Source organism: Providencia sp. TYF-12, from assembly GCF_041344805.1.
GTDB lineage: Bacteria > Pseudomonadota > Gammaproteobacteria > Enterobacterales > Enterobacteriaceae > Providencia > Providencia huashanensis.
Genome location: NZ_CP166833.1, coordinates 2498045 through 2522637 on the forward strand (window position 1 = coordinate 2498045; position 24593 = coordinate 2522637).

The 24593-nt window shown below is 35.4% G+C and carries 14 protein-coding genes and 1 pseudogene; 8 read left to right on the forward strand and 7 right to left on the reverse strand.

Going from position 1 to position 24593, the window contains the following annotated elements; translation table 11 throughout:
• Positions 1–2: 2 nt before the first annotated feature.
• A complete protein-coding gene (locus ABE954_RS11325; RefSeq protein WP_071548091.1) occupies positions 3–539 on the reverse strand; it encodes a metallophosphoesterase in 537 nt (178 codons plus the stop codon).
• Positions 540–784: 245 nt separating this feature from the next.
• Between ABE954_RS11325 and ABE954_RS11330 the strand changes: the two genes are divergently transcribed.
• A complete protein-coding gene (locus ABE954_RS11330) occupies positions 785–1675 on the forward strand; it encodes an alpha/beta fold hydrolase (RefSeq protein ID WP_129465913.1) in 891 nt (296 codons plus the stop codon).
• Positions 1676–1726: 51 nt separating this feature from the next.
• Here ABE954_RS11330 and ABE954_RS11335 read toward each other — a convergent pair whose 3' ends face one another.
• Positions 1727–2611 (reverse strand): ATP-binding protein, encoded by an 885-nt coding sequence (locus tag ABE954_RS11335; protein WP_071548846.1) that lies wholly within the window; start codon positions 2609–2611, stop codon positions 1727–1729.
• 244 nt (positions 2612–2855) lie between these two features.
• Positions 2856–10556, reverse strand: coding sequence for a C80 family cysteine peptidase (locus ABE954_RS11340; protein ID WP_371025452.1), 7701 nt, complete (start codon positions 10554–10556; stop codon positions 2856–2858).
• A gap of 309 nt (positions 10557–10865) precedes the next feature.
• On the opposite strand from ABE954_RS11340, the gene ABE954_RS11345 reads away from it, so the two are divergent.
• Together ABE954_RS11345 and ABE954_RS11350 are read left to right on the forward strand one after the other, a co-directional pair.
• Positions 10866–12023, forward strand: a complete 1158-nt coding sequence (locus tag ABE954_RS11345; RefSeq protein ID WP_071548089.1) for an iron-containing alcohol dehydrogenase — start codon at positions 10866–10868, stop codon at positions 12021–12023.
• 595 nt (positions 12024–12618) lie between these two features.
• Entirely contained in the window at positions 12619–13809 is a 1191-nt protein-coding gene (locus tag ABE954_RS11350) for an MFS transporter (RefSeq protein WP_105881025.1), read from the forward strand.
• Between the two features lie 24 nt (positions 13810–13833).
• Here ABE954_RS11350 and ABE954_RS11355 read toward each other — a convergent pair whose 3' ends face one another.
• Positions 13834–15000: an MFS transporter gene (locus tag ABE954_RS11355; protein WP_129465911.1), complete on the reverse strand. Its 1167-nt coding sequence runs from the start codon at positions 14998–15000 to the stop codon at positions 13834–13836.
• Positions 15001–15523: 523 nt separating this feature from the next.
• Here ABE954_RS11355 and ABE954_RS11360 point away from each other — a divergent pair.
• A complete protein-coding gene (locus ABE954_RS11360; protein ID WP_131680008.1) occupies positions 15524–16756 on the forward strand; it encodes an MFS transporter in 1233 nt (410 codons plus the stop codon).
• Between the two features lie 211 nt (positions 16757–16967).
• Here the strand turns inward: ABE954_RS11360 and ada are convergent.
• Both ada and ABE954_RS11370 read right to left on the reverse strand, forming a co-directional pair.
• A pseudogene (gene ada, locus ABE954_RS11365) lies at positions 16968–18025 on the reverse strand (bifunctional DNA-binding transcriptional regulator/O6-methylguanine-DNA methyltransferase Ada).
• Between the two features lie 103 nt (positions 18026–18128).
• Positions 18129–19307, reverse strand: a complete 1179-nt coding sequence (locus ABE954_RS11370) for an MFS transporter (RefSeq protein WP_371025453.1) — start codon at positions 19305–19307, stop codon at positions 18129–18131.
• 115 nt (positions 19308–19422) lie between these two features.
• Between ABE954_RS11370 and ABE954_RS11375 the strand changes: the two genes are divergently transcribed.
• Positions 19423–20319: a LysR family transcriptional regulator gene (locus tag ABE954_RS11375; protein ID WP_071548845.1), complete on the forward strand. Its 897-nt coding sequence runs from the start codon at positions 19423–19425 to the stop codon at positions 20317–20319.
• Positions 20320–20324: 5 nt separating this feature from the next.
• On the opposite strand, the gene ABE954_RS11380 is transcribed toward ABE954_RS11375, so the two are convergent.
• The gene (locus tag ABE954_RS11380) at positions 20325–21179 is read right to left on the reverse strand and encodes a helix-turn-helix domain-containing protein (protein ID WP_129465909.1); all 855 of its coding nucleotides are present in this window, start codon (positions 21177–21179) and stop codon (positions 20325–20327) included.
• Between the two features lie 148 nt (positions 21180–21327).
• Here ABE954_RS11380 and ABE954_RS11385 point away from each other — a divergent pair, with 148 nt between their 5' ends.
• The 3 genes from ABE954_RS11385 (at position 21328) to ABE954_RS11395 (ending at position 24481) form a co-directional block, all read left to right on the forward strand.
• A complete protein-coding gene (locus tag ABE954_RS11385) occupies positions 21328–21870 on the forward strand; it encodes a GNAT family N-acetyltransferase (RefSeq protein WP_166686527.1) in 543 nt (180 codons plus the stop codon).
• A 177-nt stretch (positions 21871–22047) separates the two neighbouring features.
• On the forward strand, positions 22048–23475 hold the full coding sequence (locus ABE954_RS11390; protein WP_048607201.1) for a Na+/H+ antiporter NhaC family protein: 1428 nt from the start codon (positions 22048–22050) through the stop codon (positions 23473–23475).
• A 16-nt stretch (positions 23476–23491) separates the two neighbouring features.
• Positions 23492–24481, forward strand: coding sequence for a D-cysteine desulfhydrase (locus ABE954_RS11395; RefSeq protein WP_206226921.1), 990 nt, complete (start codon positions 23492–23494; stop codon positions 24479–24481).
• Positions 24482–24593 lie beyond the last annotated feature (112 nt).

Genomic DNA, 24593 nt, shown 5'->3' on the forward strand with positions numbered 1-24593 from the left:
CCTTAGCCATTTACTTTTTTTAAAATACTTTTAATGCTTATTGGGTAAAAATCATTTACATCAACACCCACATTGATTGCACGTGAACCCAATATTTCTAAGCGTTTACGTTGCTCAGGGTCTTTACCTGAATTATGTACATGCCCATATAAATGAATAGCGTCACGGAAAAAACCTTGCCATTCTAAAATTGGGTAGTGAAATAACACAAATTTTTGCTTTTGGTATTCCAATTCATAGTAGCTTCGTACCCATTCAAATAAGGACGTGTCAAACTCTGGGTCATCCAAAAATTTATCATGGTTGCCCCGTATGAGATATTTCTTCCCAGCTAAACGACGTAATATTTTATTTGCATCACTGCCGTTCCCTTTATATAAAAAATCACCCAATATGTAGATCTCATCATAGTCCGTAACATAAGCATTCCAGTTATGAATTAAAGTATCATTCATGTGGTTAGTGCTTCGAAAAGGTCGATCACAAAGATTAATTATATTAGAGTGACAAAAGTGCGTATCTGAAATAAAGTAAATCATATAAAACCCGAAAAAAGATATTAATTGTCATTATGTTAAAAATGATAGTATTCAAATAAATATGCGCTATCCCCTACATCATAACGTACTTGTAATTAATAACCTTACAGAATTGACCTAAAAATCCAATTCCTCCTACATAGAGGTTAGCGTTAATTGTTGATAGTTTTTATCTGTTTTTATCACTCGCATTGGACGCGAAATTGCGGCATAAATAATACAACATTCAAAATATCGGAAACAAAATGACCAATCCTTCCTCAATTTCTCTTTTCTATGATTCATTTGGTATAGCGAAAAACCCTGCTGTTGTGTTGATCCCAGGTTTGGGTGGCCATAATATCAGCTGGACTTCGGCGTTTTGCCAACAAATTGCAGATGCAGGCTTTTATGTTATACGTGTTGATAACCGTGATTCAGGATTATCTTCCCACATCGAACATTTTCCACCAATCGTTTTAAGTGAATTGATTGGAAAAATGCAAACTGGGGAACAATTTGTTATTCCTTACACTTTATTAGATATGGCTGAGGATATAATTCGCCTACTCGACTTATTATCTATTGATAAAGCACACATAATTGGCCGCTCAATGGGGGGGATGATTGCACAGTTGGTTGCTGCGAATTACCCGCAACGTATACTATCCCTTTGCCCAATTATGTCTTCATCAGGGAACCCCGACCTGCCACAAAGCGAACCCGATGTAATGCAAATGCTGATGAGCCCAAGCCCCAACCCTAAAGAAAATTTAGAGGGGTACTTAAGCGGTCAATTAGCATTTTACCAACGCATTAGTTCCTCTATTTGCCCATTTGATGAAAATTATTATCGGGATTATGTACTGCAAGCGCTTGCTCGAAATTATTCCCCAGAAGGAACTAAACGGCAAATGGTTGCTGTGGCTATGACGGGTGATCTTCGGCCTTATATCAAAAGTATAGATGTACCAACATTAGTTATTCATGGTTCCATTGACCCTTTGTTCCCATTAGCTGCAGGTCAGGATATCGCAGAGAATATAGTGAATGCAAAATTAGAAATCATTGAGGGTATGGGGCATGAAACACCTCCGGCTCTAAACTCACAAATTGCAACTCTGATTATTACTCATTTAAAGCAGAACCAAGTTTAGCTTGGTTAGTACCTATTTATGGCTCTATAACTGAGCCATAAATATAGGTGATTATAACCATCCTTGTTTTTTATGTTGCGCACAAATGGGGCAAATATTGATATTTTCTTCCCAAGATGAAAATGGTAGATGGCAAGTATGGCACTGACCATCATAATAGTTAAAACTAATCGGTTCGCTATTTTTAGCCGTATGCGCGTGGACATGAATAGATTGCGGGAAACAAACTACTTGGCAGCTCATACACCCCGTACACCGCTTTTCATCTATTAAAAATTGGTTATTTTCGATGTTTATCGCATGTTCATCACAAACTTTTGCACAAGCACCACATAAAATACAGCTTGCTGTATCAAGCTCTACTCTAAACCAGCTATCCTCAGGGTAAAATTGTTTCCTTGCATTTAACCCCGTTTTTACTTGGCCTTTATCTAACGGTTTCTCGTCCAATTTTTGACGGAATAACATCATTCGACGCCCAGTATCCACCTGTGCCGGCTGTACAATACGTAATTGCCAAATCGGTTCTTGTAGCGTTTTTAACTTTAAATTCAATGAGGCAACTGTTGGCAGCCACTTGTCTACCAAAGGCTCTGCTATCTGTATGCCGCGAATGCCATATTGCCGGTGCCAAACAATTAACTCATCTGCATTGGCGACAGGTTCATCGTGGTTAACCACCAAAAAGTCACCTTGATAGGTTCGTTCATGAGGAGCAATATTCTCAATAGCGTCAACAGGGCAAGAAAATAAACAGTTACCACATTGAAAGCACAGTTCATTATCAATTGCAGCTGCCATATGGCTAAAAGACACCGCACCAACCGGACAACTCGTCGCACAATTGTCACAAATACTATTTTTTAATCGTTTTCTGACACAGTTATTATTAATTGTTGGCTCTGGTGGAAGTTCTAGATTAATAAAACGTCTCATCATTCTGCACTCCCATCGTAGCAATAAATACGAATGTAAAAATCAACATTCACCTACTCAACGCTCACATTTTACCATTAATCTAAGGTTTATTTTAGTACAACACATTGTAGATAAAGATGATTTAGGCTAACTAATATGTCAAAAAACATAAAGATTTAACTATTTCAACCACCTAGTAGGGCGGGAACTCATTTATAGTTAAAAACTTTATGTTTTTTTAGCAATAATAACTTATACAGTACTAGTTTATTGGTGCTGCTAACAGTGCATTTCTCATATAACTTTCAACGTGCGTGACTGGGTCCCAGCCAGCTTGTATTAGCGCAATACTTTTACGACCAAAACTACTGATTTCATCTTGTATACGCATCCCTGCAATTGTATTAGCTAAATACTCCAACTTTTGTTGTGTACTAAGTTCATCTTGACCACCTAGACTTTTATAAAGGCGAATTTCCGGTGCTTTAGTATTGGGGTATTGAAGTATTGTTACCCTCCTTCCCAATTTTGACTGATAAATAAACTGAGTTGCATTACTTAGATGATTAGGCTCTTCTCGGGTAGGTTTTTTGTCAAAACCGATCAGATGAATCGCATTATCACCACCGCGACTATGTATTGTATTCCAACCTTCTATTTCACCATTAATGAGAAAGCTATTTTTCCCTTTTAACTCTGTTAGCAAACCATTTGCCCCGTTGATAATGTAAACATCATCTCCATCCCCTGCCGATAAGTCATTTTTACCTTTACTTGCATAAATAACATTATTTCCAGGCGTTTTATCCGGTACGGAAACGACACCCTCTTCCGCTTCGGCATAAAACACCCGCCCATACCCGCTTCGGTCCCAAATATTTTGTTTTGCACCTTTAGTTTTTACAACAAGCTGACTAAATGTGGAGTTTTCAGAAATACGAATATCCATTGACTTGAGATCAATAGTTGGTAAAGACTTCCACCCGTTAAGCATGCCTTTAAATTCATCCATTGGCTGCCATGGAGTGTTTAAATTTAAGTCGTTTTTATATTTTCTCTGTTCTGCTAAATAACGGATTAAAGAAACCATATCTTTTTTAGCATAATTTGGCAGGTGTGTAGGTAAGCTGTCATAATGATGAGCGTGGTTTATATTCATATCACTATCTGGTAATACCTTTATTTTCACAGACCGAAGATTTGATTTGGACTTATAAAGATGAAAAATAACATCATCTTCACTGATAACTTCGTATTCTGATTGGAAATTAAATAAATGAATATGGTTTTCGCCACTAGCATCATGTATTGTAGTTTGGCCGGCTTCTAAATCCCCATTTATAAGGTAATGGTCATTACCGTCTTTACCATCTAAAATATCATTACCTAAATCTGAAAGGAATAAATCATTTTGATCTCCACCATAAATATGGTCATCACCCTCCCCACCATATAGAACATTTGCCCCACTAGTCACGACTACTATGTCGTTACCTTTTCCTGCATTGACGATACATCCAGTGATATTATCATTTTTAATGAAATCATTACCATCGGATGCATCGATAATAGGAAAAGGAAATTGATATCCCATTGGGATATCAATATAATCGTCTTGTTCAGTCGGTAAGTTTATTACTTTTGCAGAGACAATTTCTTGTTCTTTTTTACTAAAGTCCACATGGAAATAGTTATTATTTCCATCTTGAATACGAATACTACCGTGTTTTTCTAATGAATAATTAATAAGTTTAATTTCTAACTTAATATCATTAAATCGGTTATATAATAGGATAGATTGGCCTATAACCTTTAACCTAAACCCATTCTCATAAGGTAGCGAAATATATGTAGCACCAATGTTATCACTTACTTTATTTATATTCGAATAGTCAAAAACCAACTGACCTTGAAAATATTGTTCTGGGCTTACCTGATAAAAATCTTGACCTTCAGTAACAATAATCCGGCTATTTCTATTCACCATCAATAGTTGGTTATCACCAGAGGTCCCTTGATAAGTCAAATTTCGAATAGAACCATGAAGTTTAAAACTTCCCCATTTACGAGGGGTATATATACGGTCGCCAATACTTAACGTATTTGTTTCATCATTTATATTTACAGTTTTATTACTGTATTTATATATGGCATCTTGTTCTTGTTGGTAGGTGATGTCAAAAATATCTTCTTTAAGGATAAGGGGTTTCTGTGCATCTAAGTCTTTTAATTTACTATTTAATAAAAAACCATCTTTGGTATGTAATTGGTATTGATGATTTATTCTTCTAGTATCTTCATACTTAGAATATACATTTTTAAGTTCAACTTTGACGCTTACTATTTTATCTTTAAAATTTGATGATTTACTACAGATGACTATTATTATATCATTACCACTAACATATACCTCTTCAATTTCACTTAACAAATAACCTAAGGTTACTCGACTTCTACTTTTTGTTGTTTCCGTAATCGTTGCTGTTAAATTAAATATTTTTTTGGCTTCATTTTCAGGGATACTTCCCCAATCAAAACGTCGTAAAAAGTAGCTATCATTACCTTCTCCACCATTTATTACGCCGTGTTCAAATACCAAATGGTCATCCCCCCCCATAGCATTAATAAAAGCACAAGCTGAAGCAGCATCTAATGTATTACTTTCATCATTGCCCACTAGAGTCGCTTTTGAATCTCGGCTTCCTACTAAAAAAACATTACTAATATTACGTAAAACAAGATCTTTCTGTTTTTTATTGTAAAAGGTAATTTTTGATTTAAGTGAGTTAAGGTCTATATAGATATAACTCCCAATTCGTATGTCATTAATAATTAAAGTATTATTCCCACCATTTCCATCAAAATATAAATCATTGATTTCATTACTTGATGAATCAAATAATAGTGATAAATTTGCCACATCATCATGATTTCCACCAGCTAAAAACTTAGTACCGGAACTAATAGTAAAAGAATTTCTTGCATTTTTTTTACCAATAGTAATATCAGTCCCATTACCCGAATTAAAATTAATATTTTTTTGCTTAGCTTCTTCCTCATATTGTAATCCAATATTTTGCATGCCTTCATAAATAATATCAGGAACTTCACCTAGTATTTTTTTTGCAATTTGAACTGGATCAGCAATAATTTGTTCACCTAAAATTTCAATTGGTACGTGACTGTCAAAGTCTGGATGATAAATATTACCATGATGATTCCTTGCCCTAAAGAACCTTAATTCAGAGGCAGCTAATGTGCTTAATTGAGTAACGACTGGTTGCTTTTTTTTACTCTTGTATTTTTCATTTAATTTAAATCGATACAGAAACTCTTTTAATAAATCACTATCATATTCTGTATTGAGTATAAGAATGTCATCAGCTTTTTTCTCACCAATGTCCTTATAAGAGACACCTGCCTTCTTCTTAATAAGACTAAACTTACAGCAAAAATGAATTTTACGTGTTCCTTTTCTGATTTTTACCCATATATTACAGTGTGAATCATAATCATAATTATTACAAATATAATTAATTTGCTCTATCGTATAATGAGGGCCAGTATCATCACGTGCAATGTTTTTAAGAATATGGTTGTCATCACCCCCTTCAAATACAGTGCTATTGATGATTCTAAATTTTGGCCGATAATAAATATAATATTTTTTATGTTCTGTAAGTATCGGCTCACCTACAAATTGCAGATGTTCTTCAAACCCTTGGTAAAGATTGTTCGATTTAAAATTATCTAGATCCTGTTGCCAATTTACATTTTTAAAATGTGCTAGATGCTGCTTATAGCTAATTCGATTTAATATATCGTCAGAAGGAGAAAAACCAAATGCCGCGCGTATCCCTTCTCTAGCTTTTTCATCCCAATCTAAAGAGCTTCCTAATTCCTCTTCGATTCTCTCTACGGCTCGTATACCTGTATAAACCATTCCACCTATTAATAATGCACCACCAACAATTAAACCAACAACAGGTATTGTTGATGACCCTATGATGATACCAATGATGGTCAGGCTACCAACAACTATATTTGCAATAGACAACGAGCCGTTAACAAGTAAATCTTGCCGCTCTTTTGCATCCGTTATTTTGTCTAACTGCTCAAAAGCTTCATAAGCCTGATAAATGTCTAATCCGATCCCAATTAAGTTAAATATGATTGTGACTCGAGCGGCTAATTTAGCTCCTGAATTAAATGACCCAGCCTGTTTATATGATAATCTCAATAAAATAGGCTGCAAAATCATGTCACCATAATTAAAACAGGCGGATGCACAAGCCATGGTCAGTTTTTTGGTAATTAAAGAACGTTCATCTTCCGTAAGGTCTGGGTTATCTAAACCATCAATCAACTGATAAATCCCATTAAGTGTAATAAAAACACCGACTCCCCCCGTAACTTGACCGGCACCATTAGCAATACGGGCATAAGCGGGTAATTTTATTCCTTCATTATGTAATGACTTAACCCCTTTAGATACAGTACGCTTATCTCCAAAATCTAATTTTTGAATAATTTTTAATTGCTTTAAAGCAATTTGTTGACTTTGCATCATGTCATTTGAGTGTATTTTTTGCTCAATATTACTATCTTTGATTAATTGTTGTGTCACCTCAAGAGGTTTAATGTCTGCCTCTAGTTCTGTCGATAAGGTTAATTTTTCTACTAATACATCAGCATTAAATTTAATTTTCTGCACCCATCCTTTATCCTCCACGTGTTTTGCGTGAATAGGTACATTGTCTATCATCGCCCCTAGTGAGCGTAATTCTTTTATCGATGTTGTAACTTCTCCCAGTTGAAGGGCCACATTTCTATTGATCTCTAAGTTCTTTTTATATACCGTGTTTTCCAGTTTCTCTTCACTTTGTTTTACTAACGTACGGTAACCCTCTCCGCTCGCATCAATATATAATGCTGTTGCTCTTAGCCCTTCATCTGAATCAGTTAAAAAACCCAACTGTTTGCCTCTAGTTATCACCCTACCATCAAGTTGTTGAAGTTCTTGTTGCATATAGTGTTGAGTTATTTTCAATAATCTAGCTCGAGCAACGGCAAGGTTAGGGTCAGATATTACTAATTCAATGCCTGATTCATCCATCAAGTGAAAAGTATAACTCTCCACTTTATATTCACACTTAATCATAATTTTAGATAAAGGACTTTTAATACAAACTAAATAATCGTTATTTATTTGATTAAAAATAGTCTCAAAAGATTGATTACTTGATGTTGAAGCTATTTTCTCTATTCCCTCATTTTTTAACTGGTAGATATCATTATAACTTTTTAAAATTTCCATTTCATGCCTAGATGCATTACCTAGTCTATGCTTATATTTAATTTCTTCATAAATATTATAACAATCTTCTGCCATTTTTTCATTTTTGAAATAAACATTATATAATGATGTGGATGTTTTTTTACCTTCATAATGAAATTCATTAAATTTCACATAATCAAGATAAAACAATCCCCTACTCATCTCCTTTACATAATTTACTGTAAGTTTTCGTTCATACTCCAACTTACACATTAACCCATATGCTTTTTTCAACGAGCCATTATTAAATGCTTCATTATCTTCTTGGTAAAGATATATTAAATCTCGAAGTCTTCTTTTAACTATCCCTAGTCTATCATTAGATTTTAACGTAAATAATAATTCTTTGTGATCATATTTATTCCCTCGTGGAAATAGTGATTTCAATCTATTTTTTGAAGACTCACCCAAATATGCATTAATTTCAGGGTTAGATTTTAGCGCTTCTAATAATATCATTGATTCTTGTGCTTGTTGTACCAAAGAATATTTTTCATTATCCTGAAATAGAATATTCCACTCTTTTAAACCTTTAACATTACCCTCACTTTTAAAATAGCTCATCACTCTTTTATTAATTATCGGGTCCATTCTAATTATTGATATTTTTTCATGATTTAGTTTTCCATCATCATGGGTTAAATAACCTATTATATACTTATCTTTTTCTATATCTATCTGGCTTGGAACCATTTTTTTATTAATTAGTTTTAATATTAAACTTTCTAATCTTTCGTTATCATTTAACTCCTTCTCATTTAATGTCCATCTAGTATTTACTGTTAACTTATTTGGCTCATATAGCCCCGCATTAATTAATGTATTTTTTAACTTTTCAGAAGCAACTTTAACCCCTTCGGAGGTTAAATCATTTGGATTATCCGTTAAAACTAAGGATACCGAATTATTAAAATCCGAATTATAATCTTTTCTTAATTTTTCCATTACATCAGTTAGGGGTAATAATGATTCATTTATCTCTAATGCGCTAGTAATAAACACCCATTTTTTTTGCTTCAGCCCCGTAAGCTTGTTAATATCACCATATTCAATACAGCCATCAGCCACACCTTTACCTACTTGCATAATAAGGGTATTTTTAGGATTGTTAGAAGCTATTTTCTCTGCCTGTAGCCTACCACTCTCACTACCATTTACCCGTAATACAATGGTCGCTAGGCCATCATCAACAACTTTATTTACTCGATTATTAATATTTTCATCATTTACCATACGCCATAATGGGGGTTCTTCAATACCAGCACTGGCAAGTAGGTGACAGATCCTATCGTAAAAATCTTCATCAATAATGCGCTCATACCCCTTGAGCTCTGATTCTAAAATAGCGTTTGCTTTATGATTAAATGCTAATGTCTTTATTAGATCACTGTTAACCACTCCATTTTTTTTATAAAAAGCCAGTAGATTAGTATTTTTATCTTCCAAAATTTGCGAAATTTTTAATTCCCCACGTCGAACTTCATTTATAAAAAATAATGGTGCAGGAAACCCATTTATATATGTTTTTTTCGATGAAGGATGTGTTTTATATTCATATTTAAAATTCTTAGTTGAAAATTCCTCACCCTTAATTTTAATTGATTTTACCCCTATATAGTTCCCACTCTCTCCAATGGACCTATTATAAGCCACTATTGGAATATTGATGCCTTTTCTATTTAAAGCCAAATGAGTATTTAATGCAAAATTTTCATTAATGCCACCTCGAGCCAATTTACAACCATATAGAATAATTTTATTTGGCTGTAAATTTTTTAATGTGTTATTTTTTAAAAAAGAGACTCCACTGGCGAACTCTTCAGGTAGCGCACCTTCAAATGTTACTTTACTACCTATATTATTTGTGTTCTTTACATGTAAACCATGCCCTACAAACGTCCAACGAATATTCTTGTTTTCACCTACTTCAATCGCTGATTTTAAAATACGTGCTTGCTTGCTCTCCAAATCAAATTGGACTAATGTAGTATTTTCCGAATGTTTGACGTATAGCCCAGAAATAACATCTGCTGTAATTTCATCACTACCTAATTGAATAACAATATGATGATCATAATTAGAGCTTAGATTTTTATGAGTTAACCCTACAATAGATTTTTCAGGGTTATATTTATAGTCTAAGTACTCAGTCTCTGATAAGTTTACATTTGAATTAGTTCTATGCCTTTCATATTCATCTTTTTTTACCTCATTTAATTCAAAGACACATCTAAGGAATAGTTTTTTCATTTCATCTTCATTTTTAGTATATATTTCCTCCATAATTTTAGGATCTTTAAACATATAAACAAACTTATCTTTGCTTATATAAAAATATTCTTTATATTGCATTAACTCAGCTGAATTAGCCTCAATAAGGTTAATGACTCTCCCTTGATTTTTAATCCTTGTTTGTAAACAAATAATTTGTTCTTTTTTTTGGATTTCATATTTAATAGTTTTAGATTTAATATCATAATTTTCAAAGCTGAGTAAAAACCGCCCTTGTGAATCCAACTTCATTACAGGTTTTACTGAATATTTATCTGTATTTTTACCTTCAATCATGTCATTGACGTAACAAATAAATTTTTCTTTTGTCATAAAATTTAAATTATTTGGCATATTGTATCCCTTTTATTTGGTTTCATCATTATTGATAAAGTTGGCATTTAAAATACCAAATGAAGATAAAAATCAAAATTCGCTGAGGTTAAATAAGACTAACTTTTTTATTTTTTACTTCTACTTATCATCAGCATGTAAAAATAATTATATTGAAGAGCGGTTTCGCTTATATCATACAAGTCGAAATTATATGCTGGTTATATATCACTACCATAGCTATATAATTTGTATCTAATACATTTAGGCGCTAAACTTGATTAGTTAACAAAAACCAAGTCCACCCACTTTTAAGGCTAAGGTTTATCTATGAATAACTTTGAATTTTATAACCCAACACGTATCGTTTTTGGTAAAGATAAAATCGCTGAACTTGACAGGCTCATTCCACAAAATGCAAAAGTTCTCATCCTGTTTGGTGGCGAAAGCGCCCGAAGGACAGGTACATTGAATGAAGTTGAGCAAGCATTAGGCACGCGTCAATTTGATCTGTTTGGTGGAATTGAAGCTAACCCTCGTTATGAAACGTTAATTAAGGCCGTTGATAAAATAGAGAAAGAAGGCTTTGATTTTTTACTTGCCGTTGGTGGTGGGTCTGTCATTGACGGTGTTAAATTTGTGGCAGCAGCGGTTAACTACCCTGGTGATAAGTGGGAAGTTGTTACCAACAGAGGCTCTACAATCAAAACAGCTTTACCTTTTGGTACCGTTTTGACATTACCAGCAACAGGTTCAGAAATGAACAAAGGCTCCGTCATTACAAGGGAAGAATTACACTCAAAGTTAGCATTTATGAGCGATTATGTTTTTCCTCAGTTCTCGATTCTTGACCCTGTAAAAACATTTACCTTACCTCCTCGACAAGTCAGTAATGGTGTTGTTGATGCCTTTGTACATATTGTTGAGCAATATTTAACCTACCCTGTTAATGCTAAAGTACAAGACTCATTTGCTGAAGGTTTACTAAAAACGTTAATAGACATTGGTCCTAAAGCACTTGAAACACCTCATGACTATGATATTCGCGCTAATTTAATGTGGGTTGCAACATTAGCATTAAATGGGTTGATTGGGGTTGGCGTACCGCAAGATTGGTCTACCCACATGTTAGGCCATGAAATTACAGTGTTATATGGTTTAGACCATGCACAAACATTAGCTATCGTACTTCCTTCAATGCTGCTCGAAAAACTACCACAAAAACAGGAAAAATTAGCCCAGTACGCAGAAAATGTGTGGGGGGTTACCGCTGGTTCTCAATCAGAGAAAGCCATCAAAGCTATTGAGCTGACAAGAGCGTTTTTTGAAAAAATGCAAGTAGGCACACGCTTTAGTGATTACCAGCTTACCCAAGATGTCATTGAACCATTAGTCAACAGTCTAAAAGCACATGATATGGTCAAGCTGGGTGAACACCAAGATATTACTTTGGACGTTAGCCGCCGAGTGTATACCGCAGCCTTATAACGGCTATGTAAAGGTTGTACCTTCAACCTTTTTAATGAAGCCCGTTAATGTTTTCTTGACCACATTTGCATTGATAGGTGATTATTTCTAATAAACAAAATAATCACCTACTTAATTGTAATTTCAAGTATGTCCAAACCAGTATTACATGATTTTCTTTGCGCTAACCACCTAACCTTGTAGATTGACTCAATCTAGGTTTATCGGTTATTTGGAGGGGAGATTTTTAATCAGTGAACTACTGTAATACCACCCCCCATCAAACTCGCTAAAGCCATTATTAATCATAATTAGGTTAATCATTTACCTTGATTGAACGCCCATTTGTTTGCATCCATACCTATAAAACTACATCGGCCATAATTAGCCTAAGTTACTCATATTTATCTATCTAGCATATAACGTTTAATTAGATATAAGGGCGCTTTAATTACCAGATTTTTAATTGTGAATGGTAGATTAGCATTAGCAAAATATTGTTTTCGATTCAGAGCATTATTCCCCATTTCTCACTGCTCTAAATTTATGTATTTTATAGCTTACAGACCCTTTTATACAAAATTTTAACAACAATTATGAGTTAGGTTGTGAGCCAATGCTTTCTAAATTTAATATATCAAACAGCGCATTACTTGCATCGTCACTACTCTTAACGATAGGACGTGGCGCAACATTGCCCTTCATGGCAATTTACCTAACTCGAGAATACCAAATGGCAATTGATATTGTCGGTATAGCCATGTCACTGGCAATGGTTATAGGTGTTTTATTCAGTATGGGCTTTGGTATGCTTGCTGACCGGGTTGATAAGAAACGCTGCATGTTATTTGCTGTGTTAGCTTTTATTTTGGGGTTTATCGCTATCCCCACAGTAAATAATGCTATTTTAGTTATCGCGTTCTTTTCTCTTATTAACTGCTCATATTCTGTGTTTTCTACGGTCTTAAAAGCCTATTTTGCGGATACACTCACAGTCTCTTTAAAGGCAAAGATATTTTCCTTAAATTATACCTTTATCAATATCGGTTGGACTATTGGCCCCCCCATTGGTACTTGGTTATTAATGTACAGTATTAACTTACCATTCTATTTAGCCGCTATATCAGCTGCTCTACCAATATTTTTTATACAACGTTTTGTACAAAGCATAAAACCAACGCCATTAGAAAACGGAAACATACGTAAATGGAACCCACTGAGTATGCTAAGTGATCAAGTCTTAGCATGGTTTATTTTATCCACATTTTTGGGTTCATTGGTTTTTGGTACTTTTACCACTTGGATTTCGCAATATGCAATTACTGTGGCAAGCAGTGATTTTGCTCAGGTTGTTATTGGGGTAATTTTACCTGTGAATGCAGTCGTGGTCGTTACATTACAATACACCGTAGGGAAGCGTATCACCCCGGATAACCTAAAAAAATTAATGACCTTAGGCAGCTTATTCTTTATTTTAGGCTTAGCAACTTTTATGAATGCACATGAAAATTTATACCTCTGGGCGGCAGGCGCTTTTATTTTTACATTAGGTGAATTAATTTATGCCCCAGGAGAATATATGTTAATTGACAGTATTGCACCGGAAGGCATGAAAGCGAGTTATTTTTCAGCCCAATCCCTTGGGCTATTGGGCGGTGCATTTAACCCTATGTTAACTGGTGTTGTTCTTACTGAGCTTCAGCCACATTTCATTTTTATTATTCTCATGTTTATTACCTTTCTGGCATGGTTATCCATGTTAAACGGGATGCGATTACGCAAAAAACAATTATTACGCACCGTATAGTGCGTTACCGTTAGTGCTCCATCATTAACGGTAACGCCTATTTTTCCTGACCCGTAAATTTAGCGTAGCCATAACGAGAAAAATTGCACTACTAATTATTAAGATGACTGAAAGTACTAAAGTTGAGAGATTATTTTCAGTCACCAGCAGTGAAAATGCAGGTATTGTAATTAATAAAGCTAAATTATTTATGCTTTCTGAAACAGATAATACTAATCCTTTATTTTTAGTACTCTCTTTAGCCAATAACGAGGTACTGACCGGTGAAGCCACCCCTAATGCTACCCCTATAAATAACAAGCAGATACAATCACCAACTAAGGGTAATTTTCCTGTAATAAATAACACTAAAGCAACCAATATTCCTAATAAAATTAGGATTAGTTTAGCCGCATCCTGTAGTTTATATTTTGCTATTTTCGCAACCAAAGCATTACCAATGAACAAGCCAATACCAAATAACCCCATAATGATACCAATCTCAGCTGTTTCTAATGCAGTTCTTTGTCTTATAATTTCCCCTGACAATAAAAAGATACTAACTGAAACCCCGTTCCATAATCCCTTTGCTATGATCAAACGTAAAATATTTGCTTGTATTAAGCAGCTCAATGAGTGGGGATAGGTATGGTTTTTTTTAGAACTCGGCAAGATAAACCATGATATAGAAAATGCGAATAAGCCACATAAACTCGTTAATATAAAAGGCGAATACCACGAAAAATATTGAACTAAAATACCCGCTAACATTGGCCCAGTCACAATGCCAACGGTCATTCCCATCATGACACTCCCCATCGCGGCTGCTTGGTTTTCTCTTTTTATCACATCGGCTATAAGGGAAAAAATAACGGGAACTAATGCCGCTGATGCCACTCCCCCTATAACGCGGAAAATTACAGCAACCGAAAAATTAGGCGAGAAAATAATCGCCAAACTATCTAGTGATAATAACAATATTGCAGTGAGTAAAATTTTTCGCTTATCTATTCGGTCAGAAAGGTAACCAATTAGAGGTGCTGTGAGTGTATATGCCAATGCATAGGACGATATCAGCCAAGGAATTTGTTCAGACGAAACTTCAAATGCCAGTGCTAGTGGCGACATTATTGAGGACAACATAAATTCTGTAGTCCCAACTAGATATACAATAACAGCAGATAAAAATAATACATTACGATTAGAGGTCATAGTATCCCCTTACGAGTGAAGTAATTAATATGATTTGAGTTTTAGATTTAATAAATTGAGTCTAAATTTAATGAATCGAAGAAATTAGATTTTGGGCTATAAGATGTCAAAATGAACGCAACTCGGCTAAAGTCACATAGTTTGAGGTGAGTGAAATGGGGTATTCTAGGTTAGTAATTAGGTAGGTTTCATCTAATTTAACACTAATTACGAGGCTAATGCAACTTTTAGTTTAACCTTATTGTTAACTATTTCTTATATTTAATTACCTAAATAACCCTCTTCTTAAATACAAATTATTAACATTTCGGTGAGTATGTAATAATGCTTATAAAAGTAACAATGTAATATTTAATTTATAATAAGCCGCTTTTACATCAAAAAAAAGCCCAAAATTATATTTTATAATATGCAAGAAATAACCAATAGATGCTTGTATACATGATTATTAAATGAATTTGTGTAAGTGATTGATTTAACAATTACATGAAAGTATATTTAGACTAGGCAAGGATGTATAAATATGAATATAACAACTCGATTAAAGATAGTTTCATTTTTACAGTTTTTTATATGGGGATCTTGGTTAGTTACATTTGCGTCCTATCTTTTCAACACCCTACACTTTAAAGGTGGTGAAATTGGGTTAATATTCAGTGCATTAGGGATATCCGCTCTATGCTCACCAGTTATCATAGGGTTTATTGCAGATAAAATTAATAACCGTAAACTAGTTTATATCGCTTCTCATTTTATTTCTGCTTTATTCTTACTCGCGATGGCTCATAGTCATTCAATAACCCTACTGTTCATTATGACATTAATCCACCTAATGTTTTATATGCCAACAATTTCAATCTGTAACAGTATTGTTTTTGAAATGTTAGAGGAGCAAAAGTTTAGCTCTGATATCTATTTCCCTAAAATACGAGTCTATGGCACAGTTGGCTTTATTGTCGCTATGTGGACTATTAGTCTATTAAAACTTGAAATGAGTTTTTATCAATTATATATCAGTGCTGCTGCATCTATTGTTTTAAGTATTTTTTCTGTTTTCTTTATATCGATTAAAAGAGTTAATACATCAAAAAATAAAAAAATTAGCTGCCAAAATATTATTCAGCTATTTAAAAAAGGTAGAGTCGCTGTATTTCTATTTTTTGCTATGCTACTCGGTTCTGTATTGCAAATAACCAATACCTTTGGTGTTCCTTTTTTACAAGATATGGCTCTAGCTCCTGAGGCTAAGGGTTCTGTTTTCTCTGCGTATCCAACCATATTCTTATCAATATCACAGTTTTCTGAAATTATTTTTATTCTCCTTTTACCTATTTTGCTGAAAAAAATTAAAATTGAAACGATCCTATTGCTCAGTATGATTGCATGGATTTTACGCTTAGGATTATTTGCTTATGGTGACTTCACCTCCATAGGCACCATCGCCCTCTTCTTATCAATGGTTGTGTATGGCTGTGCATTTGATTTCTTCAATATTGCGGGAGCCCTATTTTTAGAAAAAGAAATCGCCCCTGAATTTCGTTCCACAGCACAGGGCGTTTTCACGACTTTAGTTAATGGGTTCGGTACTTTTTTAGGCGCAGTGCTTTGTGGTTGGGCAATTGAACTCAATACAGTTGAAGGTATTGTAGATTGGAAAACTTTTTGGCTAATATTTACCGGGTACACAGCAAGTTTTACGGCTTTATACCTTATCTATATGTTGTTCACTAAACATAATAAGGCTGAATCTATGTAATTGTTCATAATCACAAGCTCCCAAAGATAAACCTAAATCAACTTTACTCATGACTGCTAATGGGCTGTAGAACGATAAGCTAAGCGATTAGTACTTTAATTTTAAAGTACTGATTAATTTTTTGGGGGCGTCTTTTACACCATCGACTCACATTAAGCTTTAGTTAACTCATCATAAAAGATGACCAATACTAAATGACTTATTATTTAAATCATTTACGTTGAGATTCTTTTAACAATAGTGCTTGTTTACGATCTATTCCCCAGCGGTAACCGGAAAGGTCACCATTATTTCTGACCACGCGGTGGCAAGGTATCGCTACAGCTAATATATTTGCAGCACAAGCACTCGCAACTGCCCTAACCGCTTTAGGTTGGCCTATTTTTTCTGCTATCTCACTATAACTTACTGTTTTACCAGCGGGTATATCACGTAATGCATGCCATACCCGTTGCTGAAATGCAGTACCTCTAATATCTAATGGTAGGTCAAAACCAATTTCGGGTGCTTCAATAAACCCCAAAACTTTCGCAATCACTTTTTCAAACTTATCATCACCTCCGATAAGATCAGCTTAGGGAACTTATCTTGTAAGTCTCTCAATAGCTGCTCAGGGTCGTCTCCCAGTAAGATAGCACAGACACCTATTGGGCTTTGAGCAACCAATACAGTTCCTAATGAACAAGCAGCGAGAGCAAAATAAATTTTGCTGCCACCCCCTCCTGATTTCCAAGCGCTTGGGGTCATTCCTAGCCGCTGTATTGCCGTTTCATAAAAGCGGCTGTTTGATTGGTATCCTGCATCATAGATAGCATCAGTAATTCGTTCTTGTTGCTGAAGTTGACCTTGTAATTTTTCGTGTCGCAGACCGTTTGCATAAGCTTTTGGCGTTAAACCTGTGTGCGCCTTAAATAAGCGATGAAAATGGTAACGGCTAATTCCAACGTATTCTGCAAGTTCAGTCAGTGTCAACGGCCGATTTTGCTGTTCAATGTAACGGCAGGCCTTTTCTATTTTTTCCTTATAAAATTGGTTTAATTGTGCCGTTTCTGTACGCTGACGTTTACCGGGACGATAACCTTGCTTAATGGCTTGTTGTTCATTATCGAAAAACTCAACATTATCTCTATTCGGTAAACGCCCCGCAGCAGAAGGATGGTTATAAATTAATGATGTTTTCACACCATAAACAAAATGACCATCTGCATTTTTATTACGTTCGACTACGGCTTGCCAACGTTGCTCTGGAGATTTCCACATATTAACCATCGCTATGACCCCTATTCCACTTTAGAATTATTGCGTTAATTATCAACATTGGGCTAGCACAGAAACTCCGAACCTTGCTTTTTAATTATTCAATCGCTACTGGCTAACTACACGCCACTTCCGTTACGAGTTTTGTATTAGCATTTCTGCGAGAAATAACCAGAATAACACTGATGCCTAAAACAGCAATTAACGCCCCAATAAAGCTAATCATTGAATAGCTATAACCATGAGATAATATAACTCCCCCAATAGCGGCTCCAATCGCATTACCTAAATTAAAAGCCCCAATGTTAACAGAAGAAGCTAAAGCTTGTGCCCCCGTCGCAGCATTCATAACAAGCATTTGGATTGGTGGTACAATACCAAAACTAAAAATACTCCAAAATAATAAACCAGCACCAGCCCCGATTGAATTTACCGCGATAAATGGAAATATAGCCATACTGGACGCTAACATAATAAAAAATACAATTAAGGTACCAAACAATGATTTATCAGCAAACAGCCCTCCAATATAATTACCAATGGTAAAGCCAATACCAATAATTACTAACATTATGGTGATCATTTGATCTGAAGCTTGGATAAATTCCATTAACATTGGGGTTATATAGGTATAAAGTGTAAACATCGCACTGGCACCTAATGCTGTTGAAAGCATCCCTAGCAATACCTGAGGTCGTCGCAGAATAGCTAATTCGCTTTTCACATTCACTTTTTTACCCGTCAAATGGCTAGGTAATGCCAAAACCAAGCTAATAATCGTCAATATACCTAAAGCAGAAATCAAATAAAATGCCTGACGCCAGCCTATCATTTGAGTTAATTTAGTCATTAATGGTACACCACCAATATTCGCTATTGTTAGCCCCATAAACATCGCTGCTATTGCACTGGCTTGTTTACCCGTTGGTACTACACTAGCGGCCACCATTGCGCCTAACCCAAAAAATGCGCCATGATTTAAGCTGGTAATAAAACGAGAAAGTGACAGTGTCACTAAATCAGGTGACATGGCAGATAATAGATTCCCTATAGTGAATATTGACATTAAAAATATTAAAGCCATTTTCGGTCGTCTATTTGCTAAAAGTAATGTCATGATTGGCGCACCAATCATCACCCCTAATGCATATATCACTACAATAGAACCTACTGATGGTATGTCTACCTGAATATTTTGCGCGATATAAGATAACATTCCCATCGGTGAAAACTCTGTTGCTCCAATAGCAAACGCACCTATCGCCAAAGCCAATAATGCTGTGTTTATTCTCATTCAAAACCCTTATTAAAATACATTATGAGTGCTGATTAATAACCCGAATTCTTTCATATTGAAACACAATGAAAAAGGCGTTAAGGTGGAAATGACTTTTGCCGGAAATGCAATAATGAAAATAACATTTGAAGAACTGCAAACCTTTATTAGTGTTGTCGATTGTGGCTCAATTACCGCTGCTGCTGAGCAGTTAAACGTCACTGTCTCAACTGCAAGTCGTCTATTACTTAGGCTTGAAGAAAAAGTGGACACCACCTTAATATATCGCACAACACGCTCAATAAAACTCAGTGATGAAGGTGCTGCATTTTTGCGAAAAGCGCGAGAAATTGTTAACCTCACTCAAGAAGCGGAAGAAATGCTATCTGCCCGCCAATCTATTCCCTCTGGCGTATTACGCATTGATGCATCAACCCCGTTTCTCACTCATGTTATTGCACCATTAGTCCCTTTGTTTTATCAGCATTACCCACAAGTTGAACTTGAAATCCATAATTATGAAGGGATAACAAATTTATTAGAAAAACGGATTGATGTTGCCTTCCGTATTGGTACGCTTAAAGACTCTTCCCTTAACGCCACCTTACTTGGGTATAGCCAAAAACGGTTAGTCGCAAGCCCATCTTATTTAAAGCAATATGGCGTACCACAAAATATTGATGAACTAAATAAACACTGCATATTAGGCTTTACACAGCCTGATACCTTGAATGTATGGCCGATAAAAACCAACGATGAAAAATTGTTGAAAGTTACGCCTAATATTGCAGCTGCAAGTGGCGAGGTCCTATTTCACCTCGCTGTTCAAGGGGCCGGTATTTTATGTTCAGCAGATTTTGTTACGGCGGATGCGCTTGAAAGTGGGCAATTATTACAAATTTTAGAAAGTAAAACTGTGGTGACTCGGCAACCCATTAATGCCGTGTATTATCGCAACCAAACCGTTTCCCCTCGATTACGCTGTTTTATTGAGTTTATAAAAAAATATTCAACTAAAATTGAATCCTGAATCCTCTATTCAGCAACCTTGTCTTTTTTATGTAATGCGTTTTTAAACCTTGTTAACGTCATACCCGTATGGCGTTTAAAATAACGGCATAAATAGGACGTATCCTCGAAGTTTAATTCACTCGCTATTTGCTTAATAGATAATTCACCAACCTCTAATAATGCTTTGATTTCTAGAGTAACTTGTCTATCAATCAATGCCTTAGGTGGGTCATTAAAAAAGGCTTGGCTGATTTTCGATAAATAAAAAGGGGTAATTGCTAATTCATTCGCATAAAACTTCACCTCTTTATGTTGTTTGCAATGAGTCGTAATTAAATCCCAAAAGCGCCAACACAACTGTTCTTGTCGGCTTCTTTCCATCGGTTTATTTAGTTTATTTTGAGCCCCATTGCTAATCTCTAAAAATAGATTTTGTAGGTGATTTTTTAATTGCAATTGCCAATATTCGCCACGGCTTGATACGATTTCAAATAAAATATGCCGCCAGCTTTCAAGTACTATTTTTTTCCCAGCTGGGATAGTAATAATCGGATATTCATTAAAAAATGAAAACAATTGGTTTGGCAATGAATAAGCGATTTCAGTTGCAAATTTTTTCTCAATCAATAGATACTCAATCTGAAAATTGCGTGATTTAGCCTTTAACATCGCAAAAGTATCATCATATAACACCATGATATCACTTTTGCCAACAGTGTAATGTTTGAAGTTAATATTAAATACCGCTGCCCCTTGCCTGCATATACATACAGTGACATAAGATGGCCTTATTGGGGTCAATTGCATTTCATCCATATTCGTATTACCCAAACAAATCACATCCAATAATTCAATTTGATGTTTTTTTATACGAAGCATCTTTTTCCTCTTTCACCTTCGATTTGTTTAAATCATAGCAAATGAGTTGTCATTTGTACCCAAATTGGAGATGTATTGCCCTTTTATGTTTTTCATAAATACCTAAAATAGCCTCCAATATCAAATAAGCATGATAAGGAGCTTTAGGATGATACTTAATACCAACAGGTTAGTTTTGCGCCCTTGGCAAGAAACAGATGCAAGTGATTTATATTTTTATGCAAAAGATAAACGAATTGGCCCAATAGCTGGTTGGCCCCCTCATCAAAATGAAGAAGAAAGTCGAATAATTATAAAAAATATTTTTATGCGTGAAGAGATCTATGCTGTTACGCTAAAAAATGATAATCGAGCTATCGGTTTAATTGGCCTATCCTTTAACCACGAAAGTAATTTCCCGATTGGTGATAATGATGCAGAAGTGAGTTATTGGATTGGTGTACCATTTTGGGGAAAAGGTTTGATCCCAGAAGCAATGTCTGAAATCATGCGCCATGCCTTTGTTGACTTGAAATTAGATAATTTATGGTGCGGGTATTTTCAAGGCAATCAACAATCTAAAATAGCCCAAGAGAAATGTGGGTTCAAATATCATTCAACCCTCGCCCCACAGTATATTGAGCTCATTGCAGAAACTAAAACAGAAAATATTAGCCGAATTACAGCCCAAGAATGGCTATCATTACAATAATTGTTTATTACTCACCAAGCAGCCATAAATTCAATATGGCTGCTTTTCATTGGTTACTGTTCCCCACGTTTTTCAAACTGCATAAAATTATTCTACCCTGTTGTTATTAATGCTATGATTTTTCGATAATTATAAAGTTATAACATTTTTATTTTATAAAGGATCACAGGTAAACACATGCAGGACTATGGTATTTGGACAATTATAACTCCCATTGTGACCATTATTCTGGCTATATTAACTCGCCAGGTAATGCTTTCATTAATGTTGGGGATTTTAGTCGGTTTTACAGTTATTCATGACCACAATCTACTTTTAGGTGTTCAAGGCACTGTCGATGGGATTATTCATACTTTTTCATCCGCAGGTAATACTCGCACCATTGTCTTTATGGTAATGATAGGCGGTATCATGCGCTTGGTAGTTGTCACTGGTGGTGTTCGTGCCCTAGTTCAATTACTCACCAATAAAACTAAATTAATTAAAAACCGTACAGCCACACAACTGTTAGCGATAATCATCACATCTCTTATCTTTATAGAAAGTTCAATAAACCAACTCGTCGCCGGAGCATCGACTAAAAATTTAGCAAGGCAGTATGGTGTTGCTCCCGAAAAAATGTCCTACATCATTCAAACAGCCTGTGTTTCGGTGTGTTCATCAGCCATAATTAATGGCTGGGGTGCAGTCATTATGGGGTTAATCGGTGTGCAAATATCTCAAGGCCTAATTAGTGGCGAACCTTTTGATATTTTAATTACCTCTATTGGTTATAACTTGATGGCATGGTTATCCATTATCACAATCTTGTTCTATGTATTTACTAATATTTCATGGGGCCCCATGAAAAAAGCAGAAGATAAATATCAACAAGATTTTGCCTCAGGGAATATCTCTCAGCACCAAGGGCAAAATGACGAAGATGAAATTATTGATCACCCAAACGCACATTCTTCATTAAACTTTTTTATCCCCATTTTATCTACTGTGCTTATGGTACCTATTGCGCTTTATATCACAGGAGATGGAGACTTTAGTAAAGGAAGTGGTTCAACATCTGTATATTGGGGAGTTATGTTTGGAACAGCAGTGTCTTTCTGCTGGTTTATTGGCCGTCGCTTACTAACTATTGATGATTTCTTTAAAGAGCTCTTTATCGGCTATGCCAATATGCTGAAAATTAGTTCTATTATGATCTTAGCGTTCTTAATGGGGAATGTTTCCGCTGAATTAAATACTGGCGCCTATATTGCCGAAGTCACTCATGGCGTTATGGCGCCAGGTTTCTCTATTGGTTTTATCTTTATTATCAGTGCCATCATGTCGTTAGCGACAGGAACATCTTGGGGAACATTTGCCATTATGATCCCCATTGGGGTTCAATTAGGTTTATCCGTAGGAATGCCTGTTGAGTATATGATTGGCGCTGCAATTTCAGGCTCTATTTTTGGTGATATGACATCACCAATTTCTGCCGATGCAATTGTTGCTTCGATGGCAACAGACTGTGAACATATTGAGCATATCCGCACTCAAATGCCATATGCATTAGTCACTGCCAGCATTGTGCTCGCCATTTACCTTTACCTTGGTTTCTCTTATTAATTTATTGGGAGTTTAAATGTCTCTTCAACAACAATTAAGCCAATATGCAAAAATAGATTTACTCAACGCACCAACTCCGCTTAACCGGCTTAACAATTTATCGCGTAAATTTCATCGTGAAATTTATATTAAGCGAGATGATATGACCCCCTTAGCGATGGGAGGTAATAAATTACGTAAGCTTGAATATTTGATGGCAGATGCCCTTGCAAAAAAGGCTAAAGTCATCATAACTGCAGGGGCGATACAATCGAATCATGTTAGGCAAACCGCGGCTGTTGCTGCAATGTACGGTCTTGAGTGTGTCGCATTATTAGAGAACCCAATTCAAAGTGATAACCCTAATTTTCTGCATAATGGGAATAAATTACTAACTGATCTATTTGGCGCCCGTTGCGTCATGTGTGATGAATTAACTGACCCACAGTCACAGATGGAAACGTTAATTGAAACATTAGCGCTTAAAGACACCTATATTGTTCCAGTAGGCGGTTCAAATGCATTAGGTGCATTAGGGTATATTCAATGTGCTATTGAAATCGCGCAACAAAAGCCAAAACATATTGAATTCGATAAAATTATCGTCGCTTCCGGTAGTGCGGGAACCCACGCTGGCCTCGCTATCGGGATACAAGAATTATTATCTCAAAGCCAGGTTATCGGTGTCACCGTTTCAAGAAAGCAACAAGACCAATCCCCTAAAGTAGAGAAGCTACAAAATGAGCTAGCGCAAATGTTTGCGCTTACTCAAACACCAGAAATCCAATTATGGGATGATTTTTTTGCGCCTATGTATGGAATGCCAAATTGCCAAGGGTTAGAGGCAATTAGACTGTTAGCTCAACAAGAAGGTATTTTGTTAGACCCCGTTTATACGGGTAAGGCAATGGCTGGGTTAATTCATTACTTAGAAACGTCAACCGAAAATACCCCCGTATTATTTATACATACTGGCGGTGCTCAAGCCTTATTTGCTTATTCAGATATTAGCCAAAAAATTAAATAACCTACTTTGTGCAAAAGGGCTTATCTGCCCTTTTATCTTGCTTGCATAATCCTTTATATCCAAAAATGCTCTTCCCCCTCACCTCTGTAGCTATCTCACTGCATATTGCTAT